The following is a 20,658-nucleotide window of genomic DNA, read 5'->3' as shown; positions in this document are numbered from 1 at the left end:
AACAGAGTATTCTCAGCACCAATGCTGGTTGCCTTCAAAACTAATCAGTTTAACTGGCTATTATGTGTGTGTTAGGTGCTGACACGAATGATACGGGTAACATGCTGCGCTTGAAAATCACCTGGACAGGCAAAATTTAAAATATGAGAAGCTGGTCAAATTATGCGGGGGATTGTTGCAGGGCACAGGCAGAGAAATGCAGTGTTGTAGGCCGTTACGCTACCATTCGGCAGCAATGCCCGATAGCGACGCGGGTGCGTCTTATCGGGCCTACGGATACTCTACAGGTTCGGGCGTTAGTAGTAAGAGTGCTCGCCGCGCTGGTGTTCGGTTAAATCGCGAACGCCTTTCAGTTCAGGGAATTCAGCCAGCAGCTGTTTCTCGATACCTTCTTTCAGCGTTACATCTACCATTGAACAGCCGTTACAGCCGCCGCCAAACTGCAGAATGGCGTAGCCTTCATCGGTGATTTCCATCAGAGAGACACGACCACCGTGGCCAGCCAGCTGTGGGTTGATCTGCGATTGCAGCATGTACTCCACGCGTTCCATCAGCGGCGCATCATCGGCAACTTTACGCATTTTGGCGTTTGGTGCTTTCAGGGTCAGCTGGGAGCCTAACTGGTCGGTAACGAAATCGATTTCTGCATCTTCCAGATACGGTGCGCTCAGTTCATCAACATATGCGGTCAGCAGGTCAAATTTAATGGCGGTGTCGGTTGCTTCCACGGCGTCCGGCGGACAATAAGAAACGCCGCATTCAGCGTTAGGCGTGCCGGGATTAATCACAAATACGCGGATTTGTGTCCCTTCTTCCTGATTTGCCAGCAGTTTGGCAAAGTGCGCTTGTGCAGCATCGGAAATATGGATCATAGTAATGGCCTAATAGTTGACTATTTTACTTGGTTATAATACGCCCATCATCGAGGCTCTACAAGGTTCGACACAGGCACCATACCTGGACAGTCGCCGCGCCGTTGCGTAAAAGCAGCTGCGCGATTTCCGCGACGGTACTTCCGGTAGTGACGACATCATCCACAATAACCATATGGAGTCCCTGCACCGGCAATTCAAGGCGAAAGGCATTTTTCAGGTTACGTTTACGTAATCGGGCGCTGAGATGGTGCTGTGTGGCGGTTGCCCGAACCCGCGAGATGGTCCGGCTGTCCCAGTCGCAACCCAGCCAGCGTGCCAGCGGACGGCACAGTAAATCGCTCTGATTAAACCCTCTGCGCCAGTGTCGACGTTGCCAGAGCGGGACGCTGACCAGCCTGTCCGGTAGAGGAAGGCCGCTGGTGCGCCGGGCCTGTAGTACCTCCAGCAACAACAAACGTGAAAGAGCTGAGGCTGTTTCGCTGCGTCGTGAAAACTTGAGCTGGTGGATAAGCCCGCTCAACGGCGGAACATAGTCGCTGACGGTAACCAGTCTCTGCCACGGCGGCGGTTTTTGCAGGCAGCGCCCACAGGGAATGACGGTATGAGCGGCAGGGAGTCCACATTGAGGGCACAGGCTGGCGTGTTGACGCGTTGCCCGCGTACAGACTGAGCAGATCCCCCAATGCCCTAACGTCAGGGGCATTCGGCATAGCCAGCACAATCCCGGTACTGTTAGCATAGATGCATCCTTTCAGGCTAAAAGAGAACAATAACTGATGAATGACATCTGGTGGCAGACCCAGGGTTCGGGAAATTACCATCTTGTGCTGCTGCACGGATGGGGACTGAATGCGCAAGTGTGGCATTGCATAAGCGAGGAACTGAGTTCGCATTTTACGCTGCATCTTGTCGACTTACCGGGATTTGGTCGTAGCCAGGGTTTCGGTGCAATGTCACTGGAAGAGATGGCTGAGCGGGTATTGAAACAGGCACCGGAGAAAGCTATCTGGCTCGGCTGGAGTCTGGGCGGGCTGGTCGCGAGTCAGGTGGCGTTAACGCATCCTGATCGTGTTCAGGCGCTGGTGACCGTCGCGTCTTCCCCTTGCTTTAGCGCGCGGGATGAGTGGCCGGGAATCAAGCCAGAGGTGCTGGCAGGCTTCCAGCAGCAGCTGAGCGAAGATTTCCAGCGTACGGTGGAGCGTTTTCTGGCATTGCAAACGATGGGCACAGAAACTGCGCGTCAGGATGCGCGAGCGCTGAAGAAAACGGTACTGGCTTTACCCATGCCGGACGTCGAGGTGCTCAATGGTGGACTTGAGATCCTGAAAACGGTCGATCTGCGAGAACCGCTGTGCGCGGTGGAAATGCCTTTCCTGCGGTTGTACGGCTATCTTGACGGGCTGGTGCCGCGCAAAGTCGTCCCGATGCTGGATGCCCTGTGGCCGCAGAGCGAGTCTTTGGTGTTTGCCAAAGCGGCGCATGCGCCGTTTATCTCGCATCCCGCCGAATTCTGTGCAGCGCTTGTGGCGTTAAAACAGAAACTATAAATTTGATGTGTTGCCCGGTGGTGCCATGCTCGCCGGGCCTAAGATTAATGGCTGCGCGTAGCCAGATCCTCAGCGGTCAGGCCAGTAATTCTGAAGATGGTTAGTGGGTCTATACCATCAGCCAGCATAGTTGATGCAATACGTAATGCTTCCTCTCGTTTGCCTTGTTGCAGACCCGTTTGTAACCCCTCCTGTAACCCTTCTTGCAACCCTTTCCTATGGCCTTCCTGAAGACCATTAAGGTGCCCTTCCTGTCGTAATCTTTCGGCGATAGTCATCAACTTGTCCTTATGTTGGGGTAAACGTTCGGCGACTTCATGAAGAAACTCGCCAAAATGTGTGGTGTTACCGGCCTGCATTAAATAATTAAACAAGGCTTTCAACTGGTTGTCATTAGCGTGTCCTTTAACAAGCAGGATGGCCAGTTTTTCTACCAGCCCCATCAAATCGCGTTTACGAATATGCTTTTGGATGAGCTCCAACAGCGCCATCCGGCGATGCTGCATAATCTCGTCATCGGGCACAACAGTGATATCGATCAGTGGAAACGCGGTGCTATACCTGAGAAAAAAGATGACGAGACTCTACTTCCCAGGTTACCAGTAATCATCCACGGATTAATAACGATGCGTGGCTGGCTGGAGGATAGATCTTTTTTGCTGAAATAATGAAATCTGTGTGGAATCCATTACGCAAAAAAGCCGGATATCAGCGTAAACGCGCTATCCGGCCTGGATGTTTGCATCATTTGTAGGCCGGATAAGCGTAGCGCCATCCGGCAAAGAGCATCTGATTAGCGTAAAGCCCACCACTCGCGCAGGCAGGGTTTACCTTCCGGGCAACTTTTGCAGCTTCCGGAAAGACACCCGTCGGCATCTTCCTGAATCCGCACCGCTTTGCCCATTTTTTCTAACTGATTCAGCATGGCGTCAATCATGGGTTGCGGGGTATGCAGCGTGTGGCTAATTTGTGTCGCCTCCATGCGCCCCCGCAAAGCAAGTAAATCACGAACCTGAATAAGCGATGCCATTGTCGATAACCTTAGTGGCAATCGCCAGTCGTGCTGGAACAGCAGGAACTCGCCGTTCTGTTGGTTGCCAGCAGTGCGAGGTCCACGCGGCTGCGAGCTCGACGCAGCAGGCCCAGCAGCACGATGTTAAACAGGATGACCGCTAAAATGCACACCAGGCTGTAGGTCGGGTGCTCTTTGTAGCTGACCGTCTGATAAAACAGCGTCGACAGAGAGTAGGCGATATTCAGGCCCCACAGAATCGAGAAGCTCATCCAGCCACGGCTGGATTCACGTGCGATAGCGCCCATCACTGAAATGCACGGTACATACAGCAGAACAAAGATCAGGTAGCTGTACGCGGCGGCGGCGCTGCCAAATTTCTCGCCCATCACGCCCATTGCACCGGTAGCCATTTCACCGTCGCCCTTGCTGGCTTCGATAGGGTTAGCCAGCACGCTCAGGCTGAAAGTGTCTTTCAGGCTTTGCCAGGTTTCATCTACCGCGCCGAGCAGCTCATCACCGAGGTGGAAATCTGCCGGGTTGAACTCTTCTTCCTGAATGTTTTCTGCGGTATAGAGCGTGTTCAGCGTACCGACAACCACTTCTTTCGCCATCGCGCCGGTGAACAGACCTACGGTTGCCTGCCAGTTATCTTCGTGAACACCAATCGGTTTGAAGACTGGGGTAATGACGCGGCTAACGGAAGCCAGAGCAGAGTCGTTGATGTTGTCGACGATTTTCCCGCTCAGTGAGAAGCTGTTAAACGCGCTGAGGAAAATGCTGACGATGATGATGACTTTACCTGCACGCAGAACGAAGCCTTTCAGACGTTGCCAGGTTTGAATGATCAGACTCTTAATGTGCGGTACGTGATATACCGGCAGCTCCATCACGAACGGCGTTGCTTCGCCACGCATGATGGTGTGTTTGAGCATCAGGCCAGTCAACACCGCCATAACGATACCCAGCACGTACAGCGAGAAGACCGCCAACGCGCCGTTCTGACCAAAGAACGCTGCGGCGAAGACGGCGAAAATCGCCAGACGTGCGCCACAGGACATAAACGGCGCCATCATGATGGTCATCAAACGCTCACGCGGGGCATCCAGCGTACGTGCGCCCATTACAGACGGTACGTTACAGCCAAAGCCGACGATCAGCGGGACAAACGATTTGCCCGGCAGTCCCAGCGCCTGCATCAAACGGTCCATCACAAACGCGGCGCGCGCCATGTAGCCGGAGTCTTCAAGGAAGGAGAGGAACAGGTACATCATGCCGATTTGCGGTACCAGCGGCAGCACGGTGTTAATCCCGCCGCCAAGGCCCTGGGCCAGGAAGATGGTCAGCCAGTCCGGGAAATGCAGCGTATAGCCAATCCACTGAATACCATGGATAAAGAGTGCCACGGAGCCAACATCAAACAACGGCTGCAGCGCGCCGCCAATGTTGATGGCAAGCAGGAACATCAGGTACATCACGAACAGGAAAATCGGCAGACCGAGGAAGCGGTTGAGGATAATTTTATCTACCGCGGTGGTGAAACGGCTCGGCTCTGCCGTCAGGGTATTACTGACGGTATCGCAGATAGCGGCAATGCACTGGTAACGTGCATCGGCAATATGTAGCGCCGGGTCGTCCATTGTCTCGCTCAGGCGAGCAACAGCGGCATCAAGGTTTTGTGCTGCATCACCGGCGTAAGCACGGCTGTAGATATCGCCTTCGAGCATCTGTAGGCCTAGCCAGCGGCGCTGTTTAAGCGGCATATCTTTGGCCATTGCGTCGGCGAGGGAATCAGCTTCTTGCAGCAGCGGCTGGGCATAATGGACCAGCTCAACGGTGTCGTTTTCTTTGTAGCGATCGATCGCCAGCTTCAGTGCTTCAATGCCGCGGGCGCGGGTGGAAACCAGTGGAACCACCGGACAGCCAAGACGAGCGGAGAGGGCGTCGATATCGATACGGATTTGCTGTTTCTCAGCAATATCTAACATGTTCAGTGCGACGATACAGGGAATACCCAGCTCAAGCAGTTGCAACGTCAGGTAGAGGTTGCGTTCAAGGTTTGAAGCATCGACCACGTTGATCAAGAGATCCGCGTCGCCGCTTAAAATATAGTGACAGGCAATCTGCTCATCGAGAGAGGTTTGGGATGAGATTGTCGTCAGAGAATAGGTGCCGGGTAAATCGACCAGCGTGACCTGGTGGTCCGTCGTGGCGAAATGGCCTTCTTTACGCTCAACGGTAACGCCAGCCCAGTTGCCTACACGCTGGCGCGCGCCGGTGAGCTGGTTGAATAAAGTTGTCTTGCCGGAATTAGGATTACCAATTAAACCAATGGTTAGTTTTTTCATTTTTATAGACTCACTGTATTAACAGGAAACCGCTTCCACTTCTAATAACGCCAGATCCTTCTTACGCAATACCAGACTTACGCGACGCGTTTCGATATGGATAGGATCGCCGAGCGGGGCGACGCGTACCACGTTGAAGGATGAGCCGGGTAGCATGCCAAGTGACAACAGTTTCTGACGATAAGCCGGGCTGATTTCACGGGCAAAACCGGTAATTTTCCACGCACTGTCAGGAGTGAATTGCATAGGGACCTACTTATATCTCGCTAACTGGATGATTACCTCATGGGGCGACAGGGCGGCATGAGACCAGATGATTAGCCAACGTAAGGAAAGAGTAAATAATCAACAAATCAATGATAATGAGAATGGTTTCTATCATCAATAGAATAAATGTGACGGAATGTACAATTGGATAATAATTTGAGCCAATTTTGATATTCCTCAATATTTATTCTGGTTGGAAACGAGTGATTCGCGGAAGTAATTATTGGGGATCTTAATGTTTAATTAAGGTTTCATCTGTTAATGAAGTGATAAATATATTTTGGTGCAAAGCGGGACATAGATTAAATATGCCGGATGACGACGCTCATGCGTCTTATCCGGCCTGCAAATTAATGGCGATAACCTGGCCGGACAGGGCGTTTACACCACCATCCGGCACAGGGTTTAAACTTAGCGTTTTTTACCCATCGCCGCCGCCAGCGCATCCATCATGGCGCTGTTGCCCGCAGGCTGTGCGTCACGGCCACGTGGTTTCGCGGCTTTTGGCGTCGGACGATTACCCTGAGTGCGATCGTTATTCCCGCCGCCGCGACGCGCATTGGTTTCACCCGGCTGCTCGTCCAGACGCATGGTCAGCGCGATACGCTTACGCTGCAGGTCCACTTCCAGCACTTTCACCTTCACAATGTCGCCTGCTTTCACCACGGTGTGCGGATCTTCGACGAACTTATTCGACAGCGAAGAGATATGCACCAGACCATCCTGATGAACGCCGATATCAACAAACGCGCCGAAGTTGGTGACGTTGGTGACTGCCCCTTCCAGAATCATTCCCGGCAGCAGATCGTTCATGGTTTCTACACCATCGGCAAACTGCGCGGTTTTAAATTCAGGACGCGGATCGCGGCCCGGTTTTTCCAGCTCTTTGATGATGTCGGTGACGGTCGGCACCCCGAAGCGTTCGTCGGTAAAATCAGCAGCTTTCAGATTACGCAGTTCGCTGCTGTTACCCATCAGGTCACGCAACGATTGCTCGGTGGCGGCCAGAATGCGTTCCACAACCGGATAAGCTTCCGGGTGAACGGTTGAGGCATCCAGCGGGTTATCGCCGTGGTTGATACGCAGGAAGCCCGCGCACTGTTCAAAGGCTTTAGGCCCAAGACGGCTGACTTTTAACAGTTGCTGACGGTTCTGGAATTGACCGTTCTCATCGCGCCAGGCAACGATATTCTGCGCCATCATGCGCGTCAGACCAGCAACACGGGTCAGCAGCGGTACGGAGGCGGTATTCAGATCGACGCCGACGGCGTTCACGCAGTCTTCCACCACCGCATCCAGCTTACGCGCCAACTGAGTCTGGCTTACGTCGTGCTGATACTGGCCCACGCCGATAGATTTCGGATCGATTTTCACCAGCTCAGCCAGCGGATCCTGCAGACGACGGGCGATAGACACCGCGCCACGCAGAGATACGTCGAGGTCCGGGAACTCCAGCGCCGCCAGTTCGGATGCGGAGTAAACCGACGCGCCGGCTTCACTGACGATCACTTTCTGCGCGGTCACTTGCGGGAACTGCTTTTGCACGTCGAGGAAGAAACGCTCGGTTTCGCGCGACGCCGTACCGTTACCAATCGCCACCAGTTCAACGTTGTGTTTTTCACACAGCGCCGCAACGGCAGCGGCGGCTTTGGCGGCCTGACCGGTATGCGGATAAATGGTGTCGGTCGCGACCAGCTTGCCGGTACCGTCAACCACTGCCACTTTTACACCGGTACGCAGACCTGGATCGAGGCCCATGGTGGCGCGCAGCCCGGCCGGAGCGGCCATAAGCAGGTCATGCAGGTTACGGGCAAAGACGTTGATAGCTTCATCTTCCGCACGTTCGCGCACGGTACCCATCAGCTCCGTTTCGAGGTGCATCAGCACCTTGATGCGCCACGTCCAGCTAACCACGCCTTTACGCCAGCTGTCTGCTGGGGCGTTGTTCAGGCGTAGTCCCAGGTGATCCCGGATAATCTGCTCGCCGTGGCTCTCTTTTGGTGGCTCATCGAATTGCGGATCGGCATTCAGTGAAAGTTGCAACACGCCTTCGTTACGGCCACGGAACATGGCCAGCGCACGATGGGATGGCACGGTAGAAATCGGTTCGTGGTGATCGAAGTAGTCGCGGAACTTAGCGCCTTCCTCTTCTTTACCGCTTACCACGGTGGCGACCAGGTGGGCGTTTTTCCACAGATAATCACGTACTTTCGCCAGCAGAGCAGCATCTTCAGCGAAGCGCTCCATTAGAATGTAGCGCGCGCCGTCGAGGGCGGCTTTGGTATCCGCCACGCCGTTTTCGGCGTTGAGATATTTTGCGGCTTCCGTTTCCGGGTCGTGAGACGGTTCGTTCCACAACAGGTCTGCCAGCGGCTCCAGTCCGGCCTCAATGGCGATCTGCCCACGGGTGCGGCGCTTAGGTTTGTACGGCAGATAGAGGTCTTCGAGTTCGGTCTTACTTAACGTGCCGTTGATCGCTTTCGCTAGATCGTCGGTCAGTTTGCCTTGCTCGCCGATAGATTTCAGGATTGCCTGACGGCGGTCTTCCAGTTCACGCAGATATCCCAGACGGGTTTCCAGATTACGCAGTTGCGTATCGTCCAGACCGCCGGTGATTTCCTTACGATATCGTGCGATAAACGGCACGGTGTTCCCTTCGTCAAGCAGGCGAACGGCAGCTTCTACCTGTTCAGCACGAGCCTGAATTTCACCTGCGATAATGCGGCAGAAAGAATCATTCATCATGGATAGCTTCGTCTATAGGATAAAAAATCAGGGGATAGTTATACGGATTGACTGGCAAAAATGCCAGCCATCTGCCGGGGCTTCGGATTGTTCCGGTCTCACTTCACGTATTCAATCTCATTCACGTACCAGCTGGCTTCGCCACCTGGGGTGTTTACTACTGCGAGATCGCCGACCTCTTTTTTCAATAGCGCCCGCGCCATTGGTGAGTCGATTGAGATGTAATCCTTACGACCGAAGATCTCATCGTAGCCAACAATACGGAATTTGCGGATGTCGCCATCGTCATTTTCAATCTCAACCCATGCGCCAAAGAAGACTTTGCCTTCCTGCTGTGGGGAGTAATCGACGATTTTTAGATTCTCCATGCACTTGGTCAAATAACGGACGCGGCGGTCGATCTCACGCAGGCGCTTTTTATTATACTGGTAGTCGGCATTTTCGCTGCGGTCACCCAGACTTGCGGCCCAGGTAACTTTTTTGGTGACTTCCGGGCGCTCTTCACGCCAGAGATAATTCAGCTCTTGTTTAAGTTTTTCATACCCTTCACGGGTTATCAGGGGCGTTTTCATCTTATTGTTTTACCTTCGACTCTGTGATGATGCGCACAATTAGTATTACGTGAGCATATCAACAGAATAAATAATGTATTGCGAGAAACATTGTATACTTAAGCTGCTGTTTAATATGCTTTGTAACAATTTAGCCTGGAATTCATACCAGAATTCGCTGGTGACTCACGTTAGCTTTCTTAAGAATATACACTTAATTGTTGCGAACCTTTGGGAGTAATAACAATGCAAGAGAACTATAAGATTCTGGTGGTCGATGACGACATGCGCTTGCGTGCGCTTCTGGAGCGTTATCTGACCGAGCAGGGCTTCCAGGTTCGAAGCGTCGCAAACGCTGAGCAGATGGATCGTCTGCTGACCCGTGAGTCCTTTCACCTGATGGTGCTGGATTTAATGCTGCCGGGAGAAGATGGCCTGTCTATTTGCCGTCGCCTGCGCAGCCAGAGCAACCCGATGCCGATCATTATGGTCACAGCGAAGGGTGAAGAAGTTGACCGTATCGTAGGGCTGGAAATCGGCGCCGACGATTACATCCCGAAACCGTTTAACCCGCGTGAGCTGCTGGCACGTATTCGCGCAGTCCTGCGTCGTCAGGCGAATGAACTGCCGGGCGCACCTTCTCAGGAAGAAGCGGTTATCGCTTTTGGTAAGTTCAAGCTGAACCTCGGTACGCGTGAAATGTTCCGCGAAGATGAGCCGATGCCGCTCACCAGTGGGGAGTTTGCGGTTCTGAAAGCGCTGGTAAGCCACCCGCGCGAGCCGCTGTCCCGCGACAAGCTGATGAACCTCGCCCGTGGTCGTGAATATTCTGCGATGGAACGTTCTATCGACGTCCAGATCTCCCGTCTGCGCCGCATGGTGGAAGAAGATCCGGCTCATCCACGCTACATTCAGACCGTATGGGGTCTGGGCTATGTCTTTGTTCCGGACGGTTCTAAAGCATGAGGCGAATGCGCTTCTCACCACGAAGTTCGTTTGCCCGCACGTTATTGCTCATCGTCACCTTGCTGTTTGCCAGCCTGGTGACGACATACCTGGTAGTGCTGAACTTCGCGATTCTGCCGAGCCTCCAGCAGTTTAATAAGGTTCTGGCGTACGAAGTTCGTATGCTGATGACCGATAAACTGCAACTGGAGGACGGTACGCAACTGGTGGTGCCGCCCGCATTCCGCCGGGAAATTTATCGTGAGCTGGGTATTTCTCTCTATTCCAACGAGGCTGCTGAAGAGGCCGGACTGCGTTGGGCGCAACACTATGAATTCTTAAGCCATCAGATGGCGCAGCAGCTGGGTGGCCCAACGGAAGTCCGCGTTGAGGTAAACAAAAGCTCGCCGGTCGTGTGGCTGAAAACCTGGCTGTCGCCCAATATCTGGGTACGCGTGCCGCTTACAGAAATTCATCAGGGTGACTTCTCGCCGCTGTTCCGCTATACGCTAGCGATTATGCTGCTGGCTATCGGTGGGGCGTGGCTGTTTATCCGTATCCAGAACCGGCCATTGGTGGATCTTGAACATGCGGCGCTGCAGGTGGGGAAAGGTATCATTCCGCCGCCGTTGCGTGAGTATGGCGCTTCAGAGGTGCGCTCCGTAACCCGAGCCTTTAACCATATGGCCGCGGGCGTGAAGCAGCTGGCCGATGACCGTACACTGTTAATGGCGGGCGTGAGCCACGATTTACGTACCCCGCTGACGCGTATTCGTCTGGCGACGGAAATGATGGGCGAAGAGGACGGTTATCTTGCGGAGTCCATCAATAAGGACATCGAAGAGTGTAACGCCATCATCGAGCAGTTCATCGATTACCTGCGTACCGGTCAGGAGATGCCAATGGAGATGGCAGATCTGAACTCGGTGCTGGGTGAAGTGGTTGCGGCGGAAAGCGGCTACGAACGTGAAATCGAAACTGCGCTGCTGCTGGGCAGCATTCAGGTGAAGATGCACCCGCTGTCGATCAAGCGTGCGGTTGCCAATATGGTGGTTAATGCCGCCCGCTACGGCAACGGCTGGATTAAGGTCAGTAGCGGAATGGAGCAGCATCGCGCCTGGTTCCAGGTAGAAGATGATGGTCCGGGCATCAAGCCGGAGCAGCGTAAGCACCTGTTCCAGCCGTTTGTCCGCGGCGACAGCGCGCGCAGTACCAGCGGCACGGGCCTGGGTCTGGCGATTGTGCAGCGTATTATTGATAACCATAACGGTATGCTGGAGATTGGTACCAGTGAACGCGGTGGGCTGTCGATTCGTGCATGGCTTCCGGTTCCCTTCACTCGCGCGCCGGGCAACACGAAAGACGCATAACAAAGGGAGGCAAAATGCCTCCCTTTTTGTTGCTGTAGGCCGGATAAGGCGAAACCGCCATCCGGCACTTTTCGTTACAGCTTCGGTCCGGCGCTAACCAGCGCTTCACCCGCTGGGGTATCGGTATATTTCTCGAAGTTCTCGATAAACAGTTTCGCCAGCGCATTGGCTTTTTCCTGCCACTGCTCCGGAGATGCGTAGGTATTACGCGGATCGAGAATGCGAGTGTCCACGCCCGGCAGCTCGGTCGGGATAGCCAGGTCAAACATCGGCAGACGGAACGTTTCCGCGTCATCCAGCGAACCGTTCAGGATGGCGTCGATAATCGCACGGGTATCTTTGATAGAGATACGCTTGCCGGTACCGTTCCAGCCTGTGTTAACCAGATACGCCTGTGCACCTGCCGCCTGCATACGTTTCACCAGCACTTCTGCGTACTGCGTTGGGTGCAGAGTCAGGAATGCTGCGCCGAAGCAGGCAGAGAAGGTTGGGGTCGGTTCGGTGACGCCGCGTTCGGTACCGGCCAGTTTGGCGGTGAAGCCAGACAGGAAGTGGTACTGCGTTTGGTCTGCCGTCAGGCGAGAAACCGGCGGCAGCACGCCAAATGCGTCGGCGGTCAGGAAGATCACTTTGGTAGCATGACCCGCTTTTGACACCGGCTTAACGATATTATCGATGTGATAAATCGGGTAGGAAACGCGGGTGTTCTCAGTTTTTGAACCATCATCGAAATCGATGGAACCATCTTCGCGCACGGTGACGTTTTCCAGCAGCGCGTCACGACGGATCGCGTTGTAGATTTCCGGTTCGGCATCTTTAGACAATTTGATGGTCTTCGCGTAGCAACCGCCTTCGAAGTTAAACACGCCGTCGTCATCCCAGCCGTGTTCGTCATCGCCAATCAGGCGACGTTTCGGGTCGGTGGACAGCGTGGTTTTACCGGTGCCGGACAGGCCAAAGAAGACTGCCACATCGCCTTTTTCCCCAACGTTTGCTGAGCAGTGCATGGAGGCAATGCCTTTCAGCGGCAGCAGGTAGTTCATTACGGAGAACATACCTTTCTTCATTTCGCCGCCGTACCAGGTACCACCAATCAACTGGATACGCTCAGTCAGGTTGAAAGCCACGAAGTTTTCGGAGTTCAGACCCTGCTCTTTCCACTGCGGGTTGGTGCATTTAGCGCCGTTCATCACGATGAAATCAGGTTTGAAATCAACCAGCTCTTCGTCGCTTGGGCGGATGAACATGTTTTTGACAAAATGCGCCTGCCAGGCAACTTCGGTAATGAAGCGCACGGAAAGACGGGTATCGGCGTTAGCGCCGCAGAAAGCATCAATGATAAACAGGCGCTTGCCGGAAAGTTGCTGGGTGACTAATCCTTTCAGATGCTGCCAGGTTTCCGGGGAGAGCGGTTTGTTGTCGTTCTTACCTTTACCTTTGTCGGACCACCACAGCGTGTCGCGCGTGGTGTCGTCACGGACAATGTACTTATCCTTTGGCGAACGTCCGGTAAAGATACCGGTATCAACGGCAACGGCGCCCAGATTCGTTAACACGCCACGCTCATAACCTTCCAGGTTTGGATCAAGTTCTTCCTGGAAAAGCGTGTCGTAGTCTGGATTGTAAACGATATCCTGAACGTCATTGATACCATAAGCCTTGAGATCTTGCGGGGTTAAACTGTTGTTCACACGCATTTCACTGCTCCTTAGCCAATATGTATTACCTGGAATAGTAAGGTTTTTTAGGGATTGTTAACCGCGACAAGGCTCATAGATTTACGCATCCGGGAAAATCACGGGCGACCGAATGCGCTGCGACTCCTGTCACAAAGAGGCAGATATTATGGCAGGAAACCCTTTTTTGTTGTGGAAAATGTTCTTAAAACGTTAATGGAGAGTGTTTTTGGCGGGAATCTTGTGAGTGTAATCGCATTCACGTAAGAAATGAGCGTTGGTTATACATAAACAATATCGATTCACTTCCCGTCGTCGTGGTCTGAAATCGCTCTATCAATGCTCAAAATTGTGAAGTTGATGCGATAATTAGCTTTTCCCTTCATTCTGGATACTGACATGGATAGTGCTGAAATTTCACGTACGACGCGTTGGGGCATGATATTCATCGGCCTGTTGCAGGGGACATTATGCTATCTGCTGATGACATATCTGGCGCCCCATAATGACGGCTGGCTGTTCTATGGCATGCCTGCGACGATTGCGATCACCTCGGCACTTTTGCTTACTGTTGTTTCTTTCAAACAACGCGCGCTGTGGTACTGGATGGCGCTGATCTTTGTTGTGGTGCTGGCGATGAGCGTCTGGCTAAAGTGGCAAGTCGAGGACAGTGATAAGTGGCGGCAACATGAAGTTTTTATGTTCTACGGTTGGCGTTTACTGCTGATGGCGATGCTTGCTTTGCCCTGGATTCAGTACTCGCTTCATGTCTCTCGTGAGCAGGCGCGTTACCCGCATTTTTATCGGCAATTGTGGCTTAATGCGTTGACGTTGCTGATTGTCTTTGTCGCCAACGGTTTGTTCTGGCTGGTGCTCCTGCTATGGAGCGAGATGTTTAAGCTGGTCGGTATTCCCTTCTTCAGCACGCTCTTCTTTGATACCGACTGGTTTGGCTATGTGGCCTTTGGTCTGATTACCGCACTGGCAGTAGTACTGGCCCGCACACAGTCGCGTCTGGTCACGGCGGTACAAAAATTACTGACGTTTATCGCCACCGGTCTGTTACCTCTGGTCGCGCTGTTGGCGCTGATGTTCATACTGACCTTACCCTTCACCGGGCTGGAGGCTATTTCGCAACGCGTGTCTGCGGCCGGGTTGATGTCAACGCTGACGCTGCTCCTGTTGCTGTTGATGGCTATCGTGCGTGAACCGCAAAAAGAGGCGTTACCCTATCCAGGCGCGTTACGCTACCTGATCAAATGCTCTCTGATTGTCGCGCCCATCTATATGCTGATTGCCGGTTGGTCACTGTGGGTGCGAATACAGCAGTACGGTTGGACGCCTGAGCGTGTTTATGGCGTGCTGGTGGTCGTGGTACTGCTGGTATGGTCGTTTGGCTATCTGGCCAGCATTTTGCGCCGCGGGCGCAATCCGCTTGAGCTTCAGGGGCCGGTCATTCTTGGCGTTTCGTTGCTGGCATTGGGGCTGTTGGTTCTGCTGTCATCGCCGGTTATTGATGCCTGGCGCATCAGCGTTAACAGCCATATGGGGCTGTATCACAGCGGGAAAATTAAACCGAATCAAGTCAGCCTGTATATGTTGGATCACAGCGGAAAACCGGGGCGCGCAGCGTTGGAAGCATTACAAAAAGATGTGGCGTTTAATCAAGACAGTAAACGCAGACGCGACTTGAATTCTCTGCTGCAAGGGCGCCGGGATCCGGTTAAAGAGCTAAGCGCAACACAGTTAGTATCGAAGGTTGTGATTGCTCCGGGGAGCCAGAAGCCAGACGATGCGTTCTGGGCGTTTGTCAAAACACAGGGGTATCGCATCACCTCTTGTGCTGAGCAGAATGCGTGCGTACTGGTGAGTCAGGACCTCAATGCGGATGGTCATCCTGAGCAGGTGTTATATGCCTTTGGCGATGGGGAGAGTCTGATCTTCGGCATGCAAAAAAACAAATGGGATTTGTTAGCTGTTGCCACGCTACCTGACGGATTCACTAAGGATAAATTGCTGCAGGCGGTAGCGAATCAGCAACTGGGCTCAGCCCCAAGAATCTGGCGGGATATCACTATTGATGGCAAAAGACTGCCGATGACTTATTACACCGAATGAGTGTGTTGCCGACATCGTTTTTGCCGGATGGCAGCGCGAACGTCTTATCAGGCCTACGACAGATTTTCCGTAGGCCTGATAAGCGCCGTGCCATCAGGCAAGACAGTGATTAATGAACCTGTGGATCGGCAGGGGAGGCATTGCTGCGGATCTCAGCAATATCCATGGCGTTAAACAGATAGTGGCTACCGCAGTAATCGCAGTGCATATCGATCTCGCCTTCTTCCGCCAGAATGCTGTCCACTTCTTCGTCCGGCAACGTTTTCAGTGCGCCTGCGCAGCGTTCGCGTGAACAGGTGCATTTGAACTCAACGTCCTGCGGATCGTAGAGAGTAACCTCTTCTTCGTGGTACAGGCGCCACAGCACTTCGTTGGCCGGCAGCGTCAGCAGCTCTTCGGCTTTGATGGTTTCGGTCAGGGCTGTCAGGTGATCGAAATCATCTGCCTGCGCGTTTTGCGCCGGCATTACCTGCAGCAGCATTCCGCCAGCAGCGGGTTTGCCATCAACGTCGCCAGTGCGGATGAACAGGCGTGTCGGCAGCTGTTCAGAACGCATGAAGTAATCTTCCAGACACGCTGCCAGCGTGTCACCTTCCAGACCGACCACGCCTTGATAACGCTCGCCTTCTTCCGGGGTAATGGTGATCACCAGGTAACCGTTGCCCACCAGCGTTTTCAGATCGGCATCTTCAGGAATATCACCCTGCATGCGGGCCACACCGCGCATCTGCTGATTGTTGTTGCCGTTGATGACGGCCAGGCTCAGCGGACCATCACCCTGCAACTGCACAGTGATATCACCGGCAAATTTCAGCGTGGCGGTGAGCAGGCTGGTGGCAACCAGCAGCTCAGCCAGTACGTTTTTGACCGGTTGCGGGTAAGTATGATTTTCGAGGATCTGTTGCAGGGTTTCCGATACGGTCACCAGCTCGCCGCGCACGGCAAAGTTTTCAAACAGATAACGATGTAATTGGTCATGTTGCGGCATAATCATCTCTCTTGCAGGTGACAGTCACTCGCTGTCGCCGTGTTTAAATCGTAACAGGTCGCGGCGCTCTTTCTTGTCCGGTCGTCTGTCCGGGTGCGGCATGGTTAACGCGTTAAGTTTACGCGCCAGCGCCATTTTTTCGCGTTTTTCCACGCTTTCCGCGGTTTCTTCATACAGCGTAACGGCTTCCGTTGCCGGGCGACGCTGCTCGGTGATGGCCTTGATAATGACTGTTCGTTCGTCATTTCCCTGGCGAAGGGTGAGGGTGGCGTTCAGCTCGACAATCTTGCTTGGCTTACTGCGCTGGCCGTTGTAGTGCACCTTACCGCCTTCAACCATTTCGCGGGCTAGCGCACGCGTTTTGTAAAAGCGTGCAGCCCACAGCCATTTATCCAGCCTGACTTCAGCAGAGGGCTTTTCTTTCATGGCGTCTCCTTCACATCAGTGAGGGGATCAGTCGGCGGTAGTCATTCAGTGACGGATGGCGTGCGTACTGTTTTTCGGCGATGCCGGAGTCGGGATTGGTCACGCCGAGGCAGTAACGAATACCGTACAGAGCAGCGGCGTCGAGAATGGGTTCGCTGTCGTCAATAAACAGCGTCTTCTCTGCACTCATTCCCGTTTCTTCAGCCACAGCGTGCCATAACCGCTGATCCTCTTTGGGATAACCAAATGTGTGGGTGGAAAGTAATAAATCAAGGTGTGAGGCCAGACCGGTATGCTCAAGCTTCACCGCCAGATTATGCGGATGCGCGTTGGTGAGCAAAATGCGGCGCTTGCCGCTGGCTTTTAAGGCATCAAGAAACGGTACGGTATCTTCGCGCAAAACGGCGCGCGGTCCCTGTTCCGTGGTCATGGCGCAAATATCCAGATCCAGGCACTCGCTCCAGTAATCCAGGCAATACCAGTTTAGCGTATGCTGCACGGCATGATACTGCTGACGAATATAGTCCTGAGCTTCCTGAGGAGAGATACCCTGCTTCGCGCCATAGGTTTCCGGCACCAGTTTTTGCCAGAAATAGTTATCGAATGCCAGGTCGAGCAGCGTGCCGTCCATATCTAACAACACGGTGTCGACATCCTGCCAGGCAATATTGATATGCATGGAAACTCCCCAGAAGAAAACATGATGCGCGACAGGGTAGCATATCCTGTCGCGCGAGCGTGTTATCGAATCAGGCTTTCCGGGTTGTCAATCAGCGTTGGATTGAGGCAACTTTCGTAGTAGCTCTGAATTTCCGCGATGCGGGTGCGGTGACGCTGGTAGCGTCTGAATGCCTGTATGCTGTTGTAGATAGCGCATCCGAGCATGGAGAACATCAGCAGCGTCGTGCCAAGGTAGCGCCATAAACCTGAGCGGTCCGGAATACGGTGCAGTCCAATGTGCTGGGTGCCATTGGCGTCAGTCGAAATATTGGTGACGATCCCCTCCGCGCGAAACGGCGTCTGCATCAGCATCTGCGCCAGGCGCTGGAAGGCGTTCCACTGTTCCTGGGGAGGATAGTCATATAGCGAGGTCGTCGGCCACGGCTGATCGACCAGATCGCTGCCTTCATCACTGATAATCAGGAAACCGCCAGGGGCAGGGCTATTCAGCGCCTGGGCTGCTCGCGCAGTCTCGCGTGAAATAAACGGTGCCGTAGAGGTATTTACCAGATTATCCAGTGACTCTGCGCTTACCGGACGCAGCAGCACGTTCACGCCATCCAGTTTGCCTGCGTTTGCCCGTTTCACCAGCGCGGCCCAGTCTTTACTGTTACCGAGGTTAACCAGCGCATTTTTTAAGCGCACACATTCATCTTTGGCTGCACACAGATCGGCCGTTTTCAGGACAATCTCACCAAAATCGTCCAGTAATACCATGCCGGACTTTTGGATTGCTGAGCGTAGCGATGCGCTGACGCGAGAGTCATCGTCAGGTTTGGGATGCAGCTGACGGCTCACGGCCTGCGTGAGCGCGGTAGCCTTATTCACCAGGTCAGACTCAGGCAGCGGCAATGCGCGCGCGTCATTCCAGATAATTTGCGAGCAATCGAAAGGCATAAACGGCGTGGCAGGCTGCGCATTCCAGCTTCCTTGGGTATGAATGTTACACATACCCGTACCACTCAGGTGCAGCGTGTCACCCACGCGAACGCCCGCGTTTTCGAGCTGTTTAACGCTGGTGGCTTCGATAGTTTGCGCGCCCTTCATCCAGGAGAGCGTGACCTTTATCGGCATATCCAGCGGGATCCAAAACAGCAGCATCAGCAGTACCAGTAACGAGCCGCCTGCGATGACGGCGTTGCGCAGCCAGTGCTGTAACGGGAAGTTTTTCACTTCATCGTGCAGAGATAAAAAACGCCCCTGGCGGGCAACGTGGCGATCGAGATAAATATCGATATCCGTTTGCTGGCCAAGGTCTTGGGCGATGTAAGGTTGCCAGTGAGGTGGGTAGATCAGATCAATAATACCCAGCGAGATATTATTAATTTGTTCCTGGTCGTTTTCGCCAAATAACCCCCAGCGACGTGGCGTACCGCGCAGACAATGAATTTCCCGCAGGGCGCTTTTGGACGGCGGGGCGAACAATCCCCACAGACCCGCAGCTAACAGCAACACCGCGCCACCAACTGCCCACGGAACAAACGTATTCGGGATAACCAAACAGAAAAAGAACAGCAGGAATGATGCGGTTATCAGTAACGCCTCGCGCAATCCCGAAGGGCGGCTGAGCGCATATTCTTCATGGGTTTCCTGGCGAATATTCAGCAGTTCAATCTGCTCACTTTCTTCACCACGAATGGAAGCCTGGGTAGAAGCGGTGTGCTGTAACGCATAACCTCGCGCTTCCTGCATATATTCCTGCAGCGTATGGCCGTTCAACGAGATAACCAGCGGTATCGTATTGGTGTGGATTATCTCAACGCTGTTTTCGTCGTTGATGTATTGTTCCCAGAAAGGGGGAAGATGTACCTCAACGGAATCAAGATAGTAGCGCCATTTGTTAGGATCGTCGGTGGTAATGCCGTAACGTGTAATCGAACGAGTAAGCACGATGACGCTATTACTTTGGGCATTCAACGTTAATGAGACCGGTGCAGCACTGGCTCCCGTGGGACCGGGTACTTGCTGAATTTGACTAAGGCTTTCGAGATAGTTTTCGACTGCGCTGCGTTCTTCAGGTGTGAGTTTACGTTTCGAGGCGTCTGAGAAGACGCTGCTCAAGGGTAAATTTTTCTGCCTGGATTTTGATTTGAGTAGCCATCCTGCAAGCAATGAGCAGGCCAGCAAAGCAGCTAAAAAAATCAGAATGGTGCTCATGCTTTCCCCATCTTACTTAGTCTGTCAGGCGTGGTCAGTCGCACCCTGTTCAATATTCGTGATTCTGTGGTTGGCTATCGGCAAGTGTGGAGTCGAACTTGAGCATCTTTAAGTACAGCCCAGTAAATGCGAATCATAGCAAAATCACCAAAAATGGAATATCAGCAAATTCCTGGAGTTATTTCAACCTATTGACTTTTAATTTGAAATAGGGATTAACTTTTAGTACGTTACATAAATGTAAATAAACGGCAATTCACATTGCCGAAACCGTGCGGTATATCGCACAATAACCCCAGATTTCACAGCAAAGATCCTCACAATGAGCAAATCATTACAGAAACCCACGATTTTGAAAGTGGAAACCGTCGCCCAATCCCGGCTGTTTAAGGTCGAAAGCGTGGACCTTGAGTTCAGCAATGGTGTACGCCGCGTTTATGAACGTATGCGTCCATCCACGCGTGAAGCGGTAATGATTGTGCCGATTGTTGACGACCATCTGATCCTTATTCGCGAGTACGCGGTCGGGACGGAGTCCTACGAACTGGGTTTTTCCAAGGGATTAATCGATCCTGGCGAAAGCGTGTTTGAGGCGGCGAATCGGGAGCTGAAAGAAGAGGTGGGGTTTGGCGCAAAAGATCTGACGTTTTTAAAGAAACTCAGCATGGCGCCATCTTATTTCTCCAGCAAGATGAACATCGTGGTGGCAGAGGACTTATATCCTGAATCGTTGGAGGGTGATGAACCCGAGCCATTACCGCAGGTGCGCTGGCCGCTGGCGCATTTGATGGACCTGCTGGAAGATCCTGATTTTCATGAAGCACGTAATGTCAGTGCGCTGTTCCTCGTCCGTGAATGGCTGAAAGGGCAGGGACGGCTTTAATTACGATTGCCAACTGATACCTTATCCAGC

17 protein-coding genes and 1 pseudogene are annotated in these 20,658 nt (G+C 53.2%); 5 read left to right on the top strand and 13 right to left on the bottom strand.

What is annotated here, in order from left to right:
* Nucleotides 1-296: 296 nt before the first annotated feature.
* Complete coding sequence (nfuA, locus tag OGY17_RS03595; protein ID WP_003023509.1) at nt 297-872, bottom strand: Fe-S biogenesis protein NfuA; 576 nt, start codon at nt 870-872, stop codon at nt 297-299.
* 58 nt (nt 873-930) lie between these two features.
* The gene (gntX, locus tag OGY17_RS03590) at nt 931-1,614 is read right to left on the bottom strand and encodes a DNA utilization protein GntX (RefSeq protein WP_008786337.1); all 684 of its coding nucleotides are present in this window, start codon (nt 1,612-1,614) and stop codon (nt 931-933) included.
* Nucleotides 1,615-1,651: 37 nt separating this feature from the next.
* On the opposite strand from gntX, the gene bioH reads away from it, so the two are divergent.
* Nucleotides 1,652-2,422: a pimeloyl-ACP methyl ester esterase BioH gene (gene bioH / locus OGY17_RS03585; RefSeq protein ID WP_286606414.1), complete on the top strand. Its 771-nt coding sequence runs from the start codon at nt 1,652-1,654 to the stop codon at nt 2,420-2,422.
* A gap of 44 nt (nt 2,423-2,466) precedes the next feature.
* On the opposite strand, the pseudogene OGY17_RS03580 reads toward bioH, so the two are convergent.
* The 6 genes and pseudogenes from OGY17_RS03580 to greB all read right to left on the bottom strand — a co-directional run.
* Nucleotides 2,467-2,982: pseudogene (locus OGY17_RS03580) on the bottom strand (Rpn family recombination-promoting nuclease/putative transposase); the annotation flags it as partial.
* A gap of 233 nt (nt 2,983-3,215) precedes the next feature.
* Entirely contained in the window at nt 3,216-3,452 is a 237-nt protein-coding gene (feoC, locus tag OGY17_RS03575) for a [Fe-S]-dependent transcriptional repressor FeoC (protein ID WP_286606412.1), read from the bottom strand.
* An 11-nt stretch (nt 3,453-3,463) separates the two neighbouring features.
* On the bottom strand, nt 3,464-5,782 hold the full coding sequence (feoB, locus tag OGY17_RS03570; RefSeq protein WP_003827652.1) for a Fe(2+) transporter permease subunit FeoB: 2,319 nt from the start codon (nt 5,780-5,782) through the stop codon (nt 3,464-3,466).
* Nucleotides 5,783-5,800: 18 nt separating this feature from the next.
* Nucleotides 5,801-6,028: a ferrous iron transporter A gene (gene feoA, locus OGY17_RS03565; RefSeq protein ID WP_003023519.1), complete on the bottom strand. Its 228-nt coding sequence runs from the start codon at nt 6,026-6,028 to the stop codon at nt 5,801-5,803.
* 432 nt (nt 6,029-6,460) lie between these two features.
* Nucleotides 6,461-8,794 (bottom strand): Tex family protein, encoded by a 2,334-nt coding sequence (locus tag OGY17_RS03560; RefSeq protein ID WP_286606410.1) that lies wholly within the window; start codon nt 8,792-8,794, stop codon nt 6,461-6,463.
* 98 nt (nt 8,795-8,892) lie between these two features.
* Nucleotides 8,893-9,366, bottom strand: coding sequence for a transcription elongation factor GreB (greB, locus tag OGY17_RS03555; protein ID WP_003023524.1), 474 nt, complete (start codon nt 9,364-9,366; stop codon nt 8,893-8,895).
* Between the two features lie 225 nt (nt 9,367-9,591).
* On the opposite strand from greB, the gene ompR reads away from it, so the two are divergent.
* Nucleotides 9,592-10,311, top strand: a complete 720-nt coding sequence (gene ompR / locus OGY17_RS03550; RefSeq protein ID WP_001157751.1) for an osmolarity response regulator transcription factor OmpR — start codon at nt 9,592-9,594, stop codon at nt 10,309-10,311.
* Entirely contained in the window at nt 10,308-11,660 is a 1,353-nt protein-coding gene (gene envZ, locus OGY17_RS03545) for a two-component system sensor histidine kinase EnvZ (protein WP_286606408.1), read from the top strand. The genes ompR and envZ overlap by 4 nt, the downstream gene beginning before the upstream one ends.
* Before the next feature lie 74 nt (nt 11,661-11,734).
* Here envZ and pckA read toward each other — a convergent pair whose 3' ends face one another.
* Complete coding sequence (pckA, locus tag OGY17_RS03540; protein ID WP_125362809.1) at nt 11,735-13,357, bottom strand: phosphoenolpyruvate carboxykinase (ATP); 1,623 nt, start codon at nt 13,355-13,357, stop codon at nt 11,735-11,737.
* 378 nt (nt 13,358-13,735) lie between these two features.
* On the opposite strand from pckA, the gene OGY17_RS03535 reads away from it, so the two are divergent.
* Nucleotides 13,736-15,454, top strand: coding sequence for a DUF4153 domain-containing protein (locus OGY17_RS03535; RefSeq protein WP_286606406.1), 1,719 nt, complete (start codon nt 13,736-13,738; stop codon nt 15,452-15,454).
* A 109-nt stretch (nt 15,455-15,563) separates the two neighbouring features.
* Here the strand turns inward: OGY17_RS03535 and hslO are convergent, their stop codons facing one another.
* The 4 genes from hslO to igaA form a co-directional block, all read right to left on the bottom strand.
* A complete protein-coding gene (gene hslO, locus OGY17_RS03530) occupies nt 15,564-16,442 on the bottom strand; it encodes an Hsp33 family molecular chaperone HslO (RefSeq protein ID WP_003023531.1) in 879 nt (292 codons plus the stop codon).
* Nucleotides 16,443-16,466: 24 nt separating this feature from the next.
* Nucleotides 16,467-16,868, bottom strand: coding sequence for a ribosome-associated heat shock protein Hsp15 (hslR, locus tag OGY17_RS03525; protein WP_003837900.1), 402 nt, complete (start codon nt 16,866-16,868; stop codon nt 16,467-16,469).
* A 10-nt stretch (nt 16,869-16,878) separates the two neighbouring features.
* Nucleotides 16,879-17,547 carry a GMP/IMP nucleotidase gene (gene yrfG / locus OGY17_RS03520; RefSeq protein WP_003023533.1) on the bottom strand — a complete coding sequence of 223 codons (669 nt, stop codon included), beginning with the start codon at nt 17,545-17,547 and terminating at the stop codon, nt 16,879-16,881.
* Between the two features lie 62 nt (nt 17,548-17,609).
* Nucleotides 17,610-19,745 carry an intracellular growth attenuator protein IgaA gene (gene igaA, locus OGY17_RS03515; protein ID WP_032945218.1) on the bottom strand — a complete coding sequence of 712 codons (2,136 nt, stop codon included), beginning with the start codon at nt 19,743-19,745 and terminating at the stop codon, nt 17,610-17,612.
* Nucleotides 19,746-20,067: 322 nt separating this feature from the next.
* Between igaA and nudE the strand changes: the two genes are divergently transcribed.
* Nucleotides 20,068-20,628, top strand: coding sequence for an ADP compounds hydrolase NudE (gene nudE / locus OGY17_RS03510; RefSeq protein WP_003827667.1), 561 nt, complete (start codon nt 20,068-20,070; stop codon nt 20,626-20,628).
* Nucleotides 20,629-20,658 lie beyond the last annotated feature (30 nt).

This window comes from Citrobacter sp. Cpo126 (assembly GCF_030332445.1).
Taxonomy (GTDB): Bacteria; Pseudomonadota; Gammaproteobacteria; order Enterobacterales; family Enterobacteriaceae; genus Citrobacter; species Citrobacter portucalensis.
This window is presented reverse-complemented; position numbering and strand designations above follow the sequence as displayed.

What these genes read in the sequence shown, in the direction of transcription:
- nfuA (WP_003023509.1), bottom strand. Translation starts at nt 872, where the DNA reads ATGATCCATATTTCCGATGCTGCACAAGCGCACTTTGCCAAACTGCTG.
- gntX (WP_008786337.1), bottom strand. Translation starts at nt 1,614, where the DNA reads ATGCTAACAGTACCGGGATTGTGCTGGCTATGCCGAATGCCCCTGACG.
- bioH (WP_286606414.1), top strand. Translation starts at nt 1,652, where the DNA reads ATGAATGACATCTGGTGGCAGACCCAGGGTTCGGGAAATTACCATCTT.
- feoC (WP_286606412.1), bottom strand. Translation starts at nt 3,452, where the DNA reads ATGGCATCGCTTATTCAGGTTCGTGATTTACTTGCTTTGCGGGGGCGC.
- feoB (WP_003827652.1), bottom strand. Translation starts at nt 5,782, where the DNA reads ATGAAAAAACTAACCATTGGTTTAATTGGTAATCCTAATTCCGGCAAG.
- feoA (WP_003023519.1), bottom strand. Translation starts at nt 6,028, where the DNA reads ATGCAATTCACTCCTGACAGTGCGTGGAAAATTACCGGTTTTGCCCGT.
- OGY17_RS03560 (WP_286606410.1), bottom strand. Translation starts at nt 8,794, where the DNA reads ATGATGAATGATTCTTTCTGCCGCATTATCGCAGGTGAAATTCAGGCT.
- greB (WP_003023524.1), bottom strand. Translation starts at nt 9,366, where the DNA reads ATGAAAACGCCCCTGATAACCCGTGAAGGGTATGAAAAACTTAAACAA.
- ompR (WP_001157751.1), top strand. Translation starts at nt 9,592, where the DNA reads ATGCAAGAGAACTATAAGATTCTGGTGGTCGATGACGACATGCGCTTG.
- envZ (WP_286606408.1), top strand. Translation starts at nt 10,308, where the DNA reads ATGAGGCGAATGCGCTTCTCACCACGAAGTTCGTTTGCCCGCACGTTA.
- pckA (WP_125362809.1), bottom strand. Translation starts at nt 13,357, where the DNA reads ATGCGTGTGAACAACAGTTTAACCCCGCAAGATCTCAAGGCTTATGGT.
- OGY17_RS03535 (WP_286606406.1), top strand. Translation starts at nt 13,736, where the DNA reads ATGGATAGTGCTGAAATTTCACGTACGACGCGTTGGGGCATGATATTC.
- hslO (WP_003023531.1), bottom strand. Translation starts at nt 16,442, where the DNA reads ATGCCGCAACATGACCAATTACATCGTTATCTGTTTGAAAACTTTGCC.
- hslR (WP_003837900.1), bottom strand. Translation starts at nt 16,868, where the DNA reads ATGAAAGAAAAGCCCTCTGCTGAAGTCAGGCTGGATAAATGGCTGTGG.
- yrfG (WP_003023533.1), bottom strand. Translation starts at nt 17,547, where the DNA reads ATGCATATCAATATTGCCTGGCAGGATGTCGACACCGTGTTGTTAGAT.
- igaA (WP_032945218.1), bottom strand. Translation starts at nt 19,745, where the DNA reads ATGAGCACCATTCTGATTTTTTTAGCTGCTTTGCTGGCCTGCTCATTG.
- nudE (WP_003827667.1), top strand. Translation starts at nt 20,068, where the DNA reads ATGAGCAAATCATTACAGAAACCCACGATTTTGAAAGTGGAAACCGTC.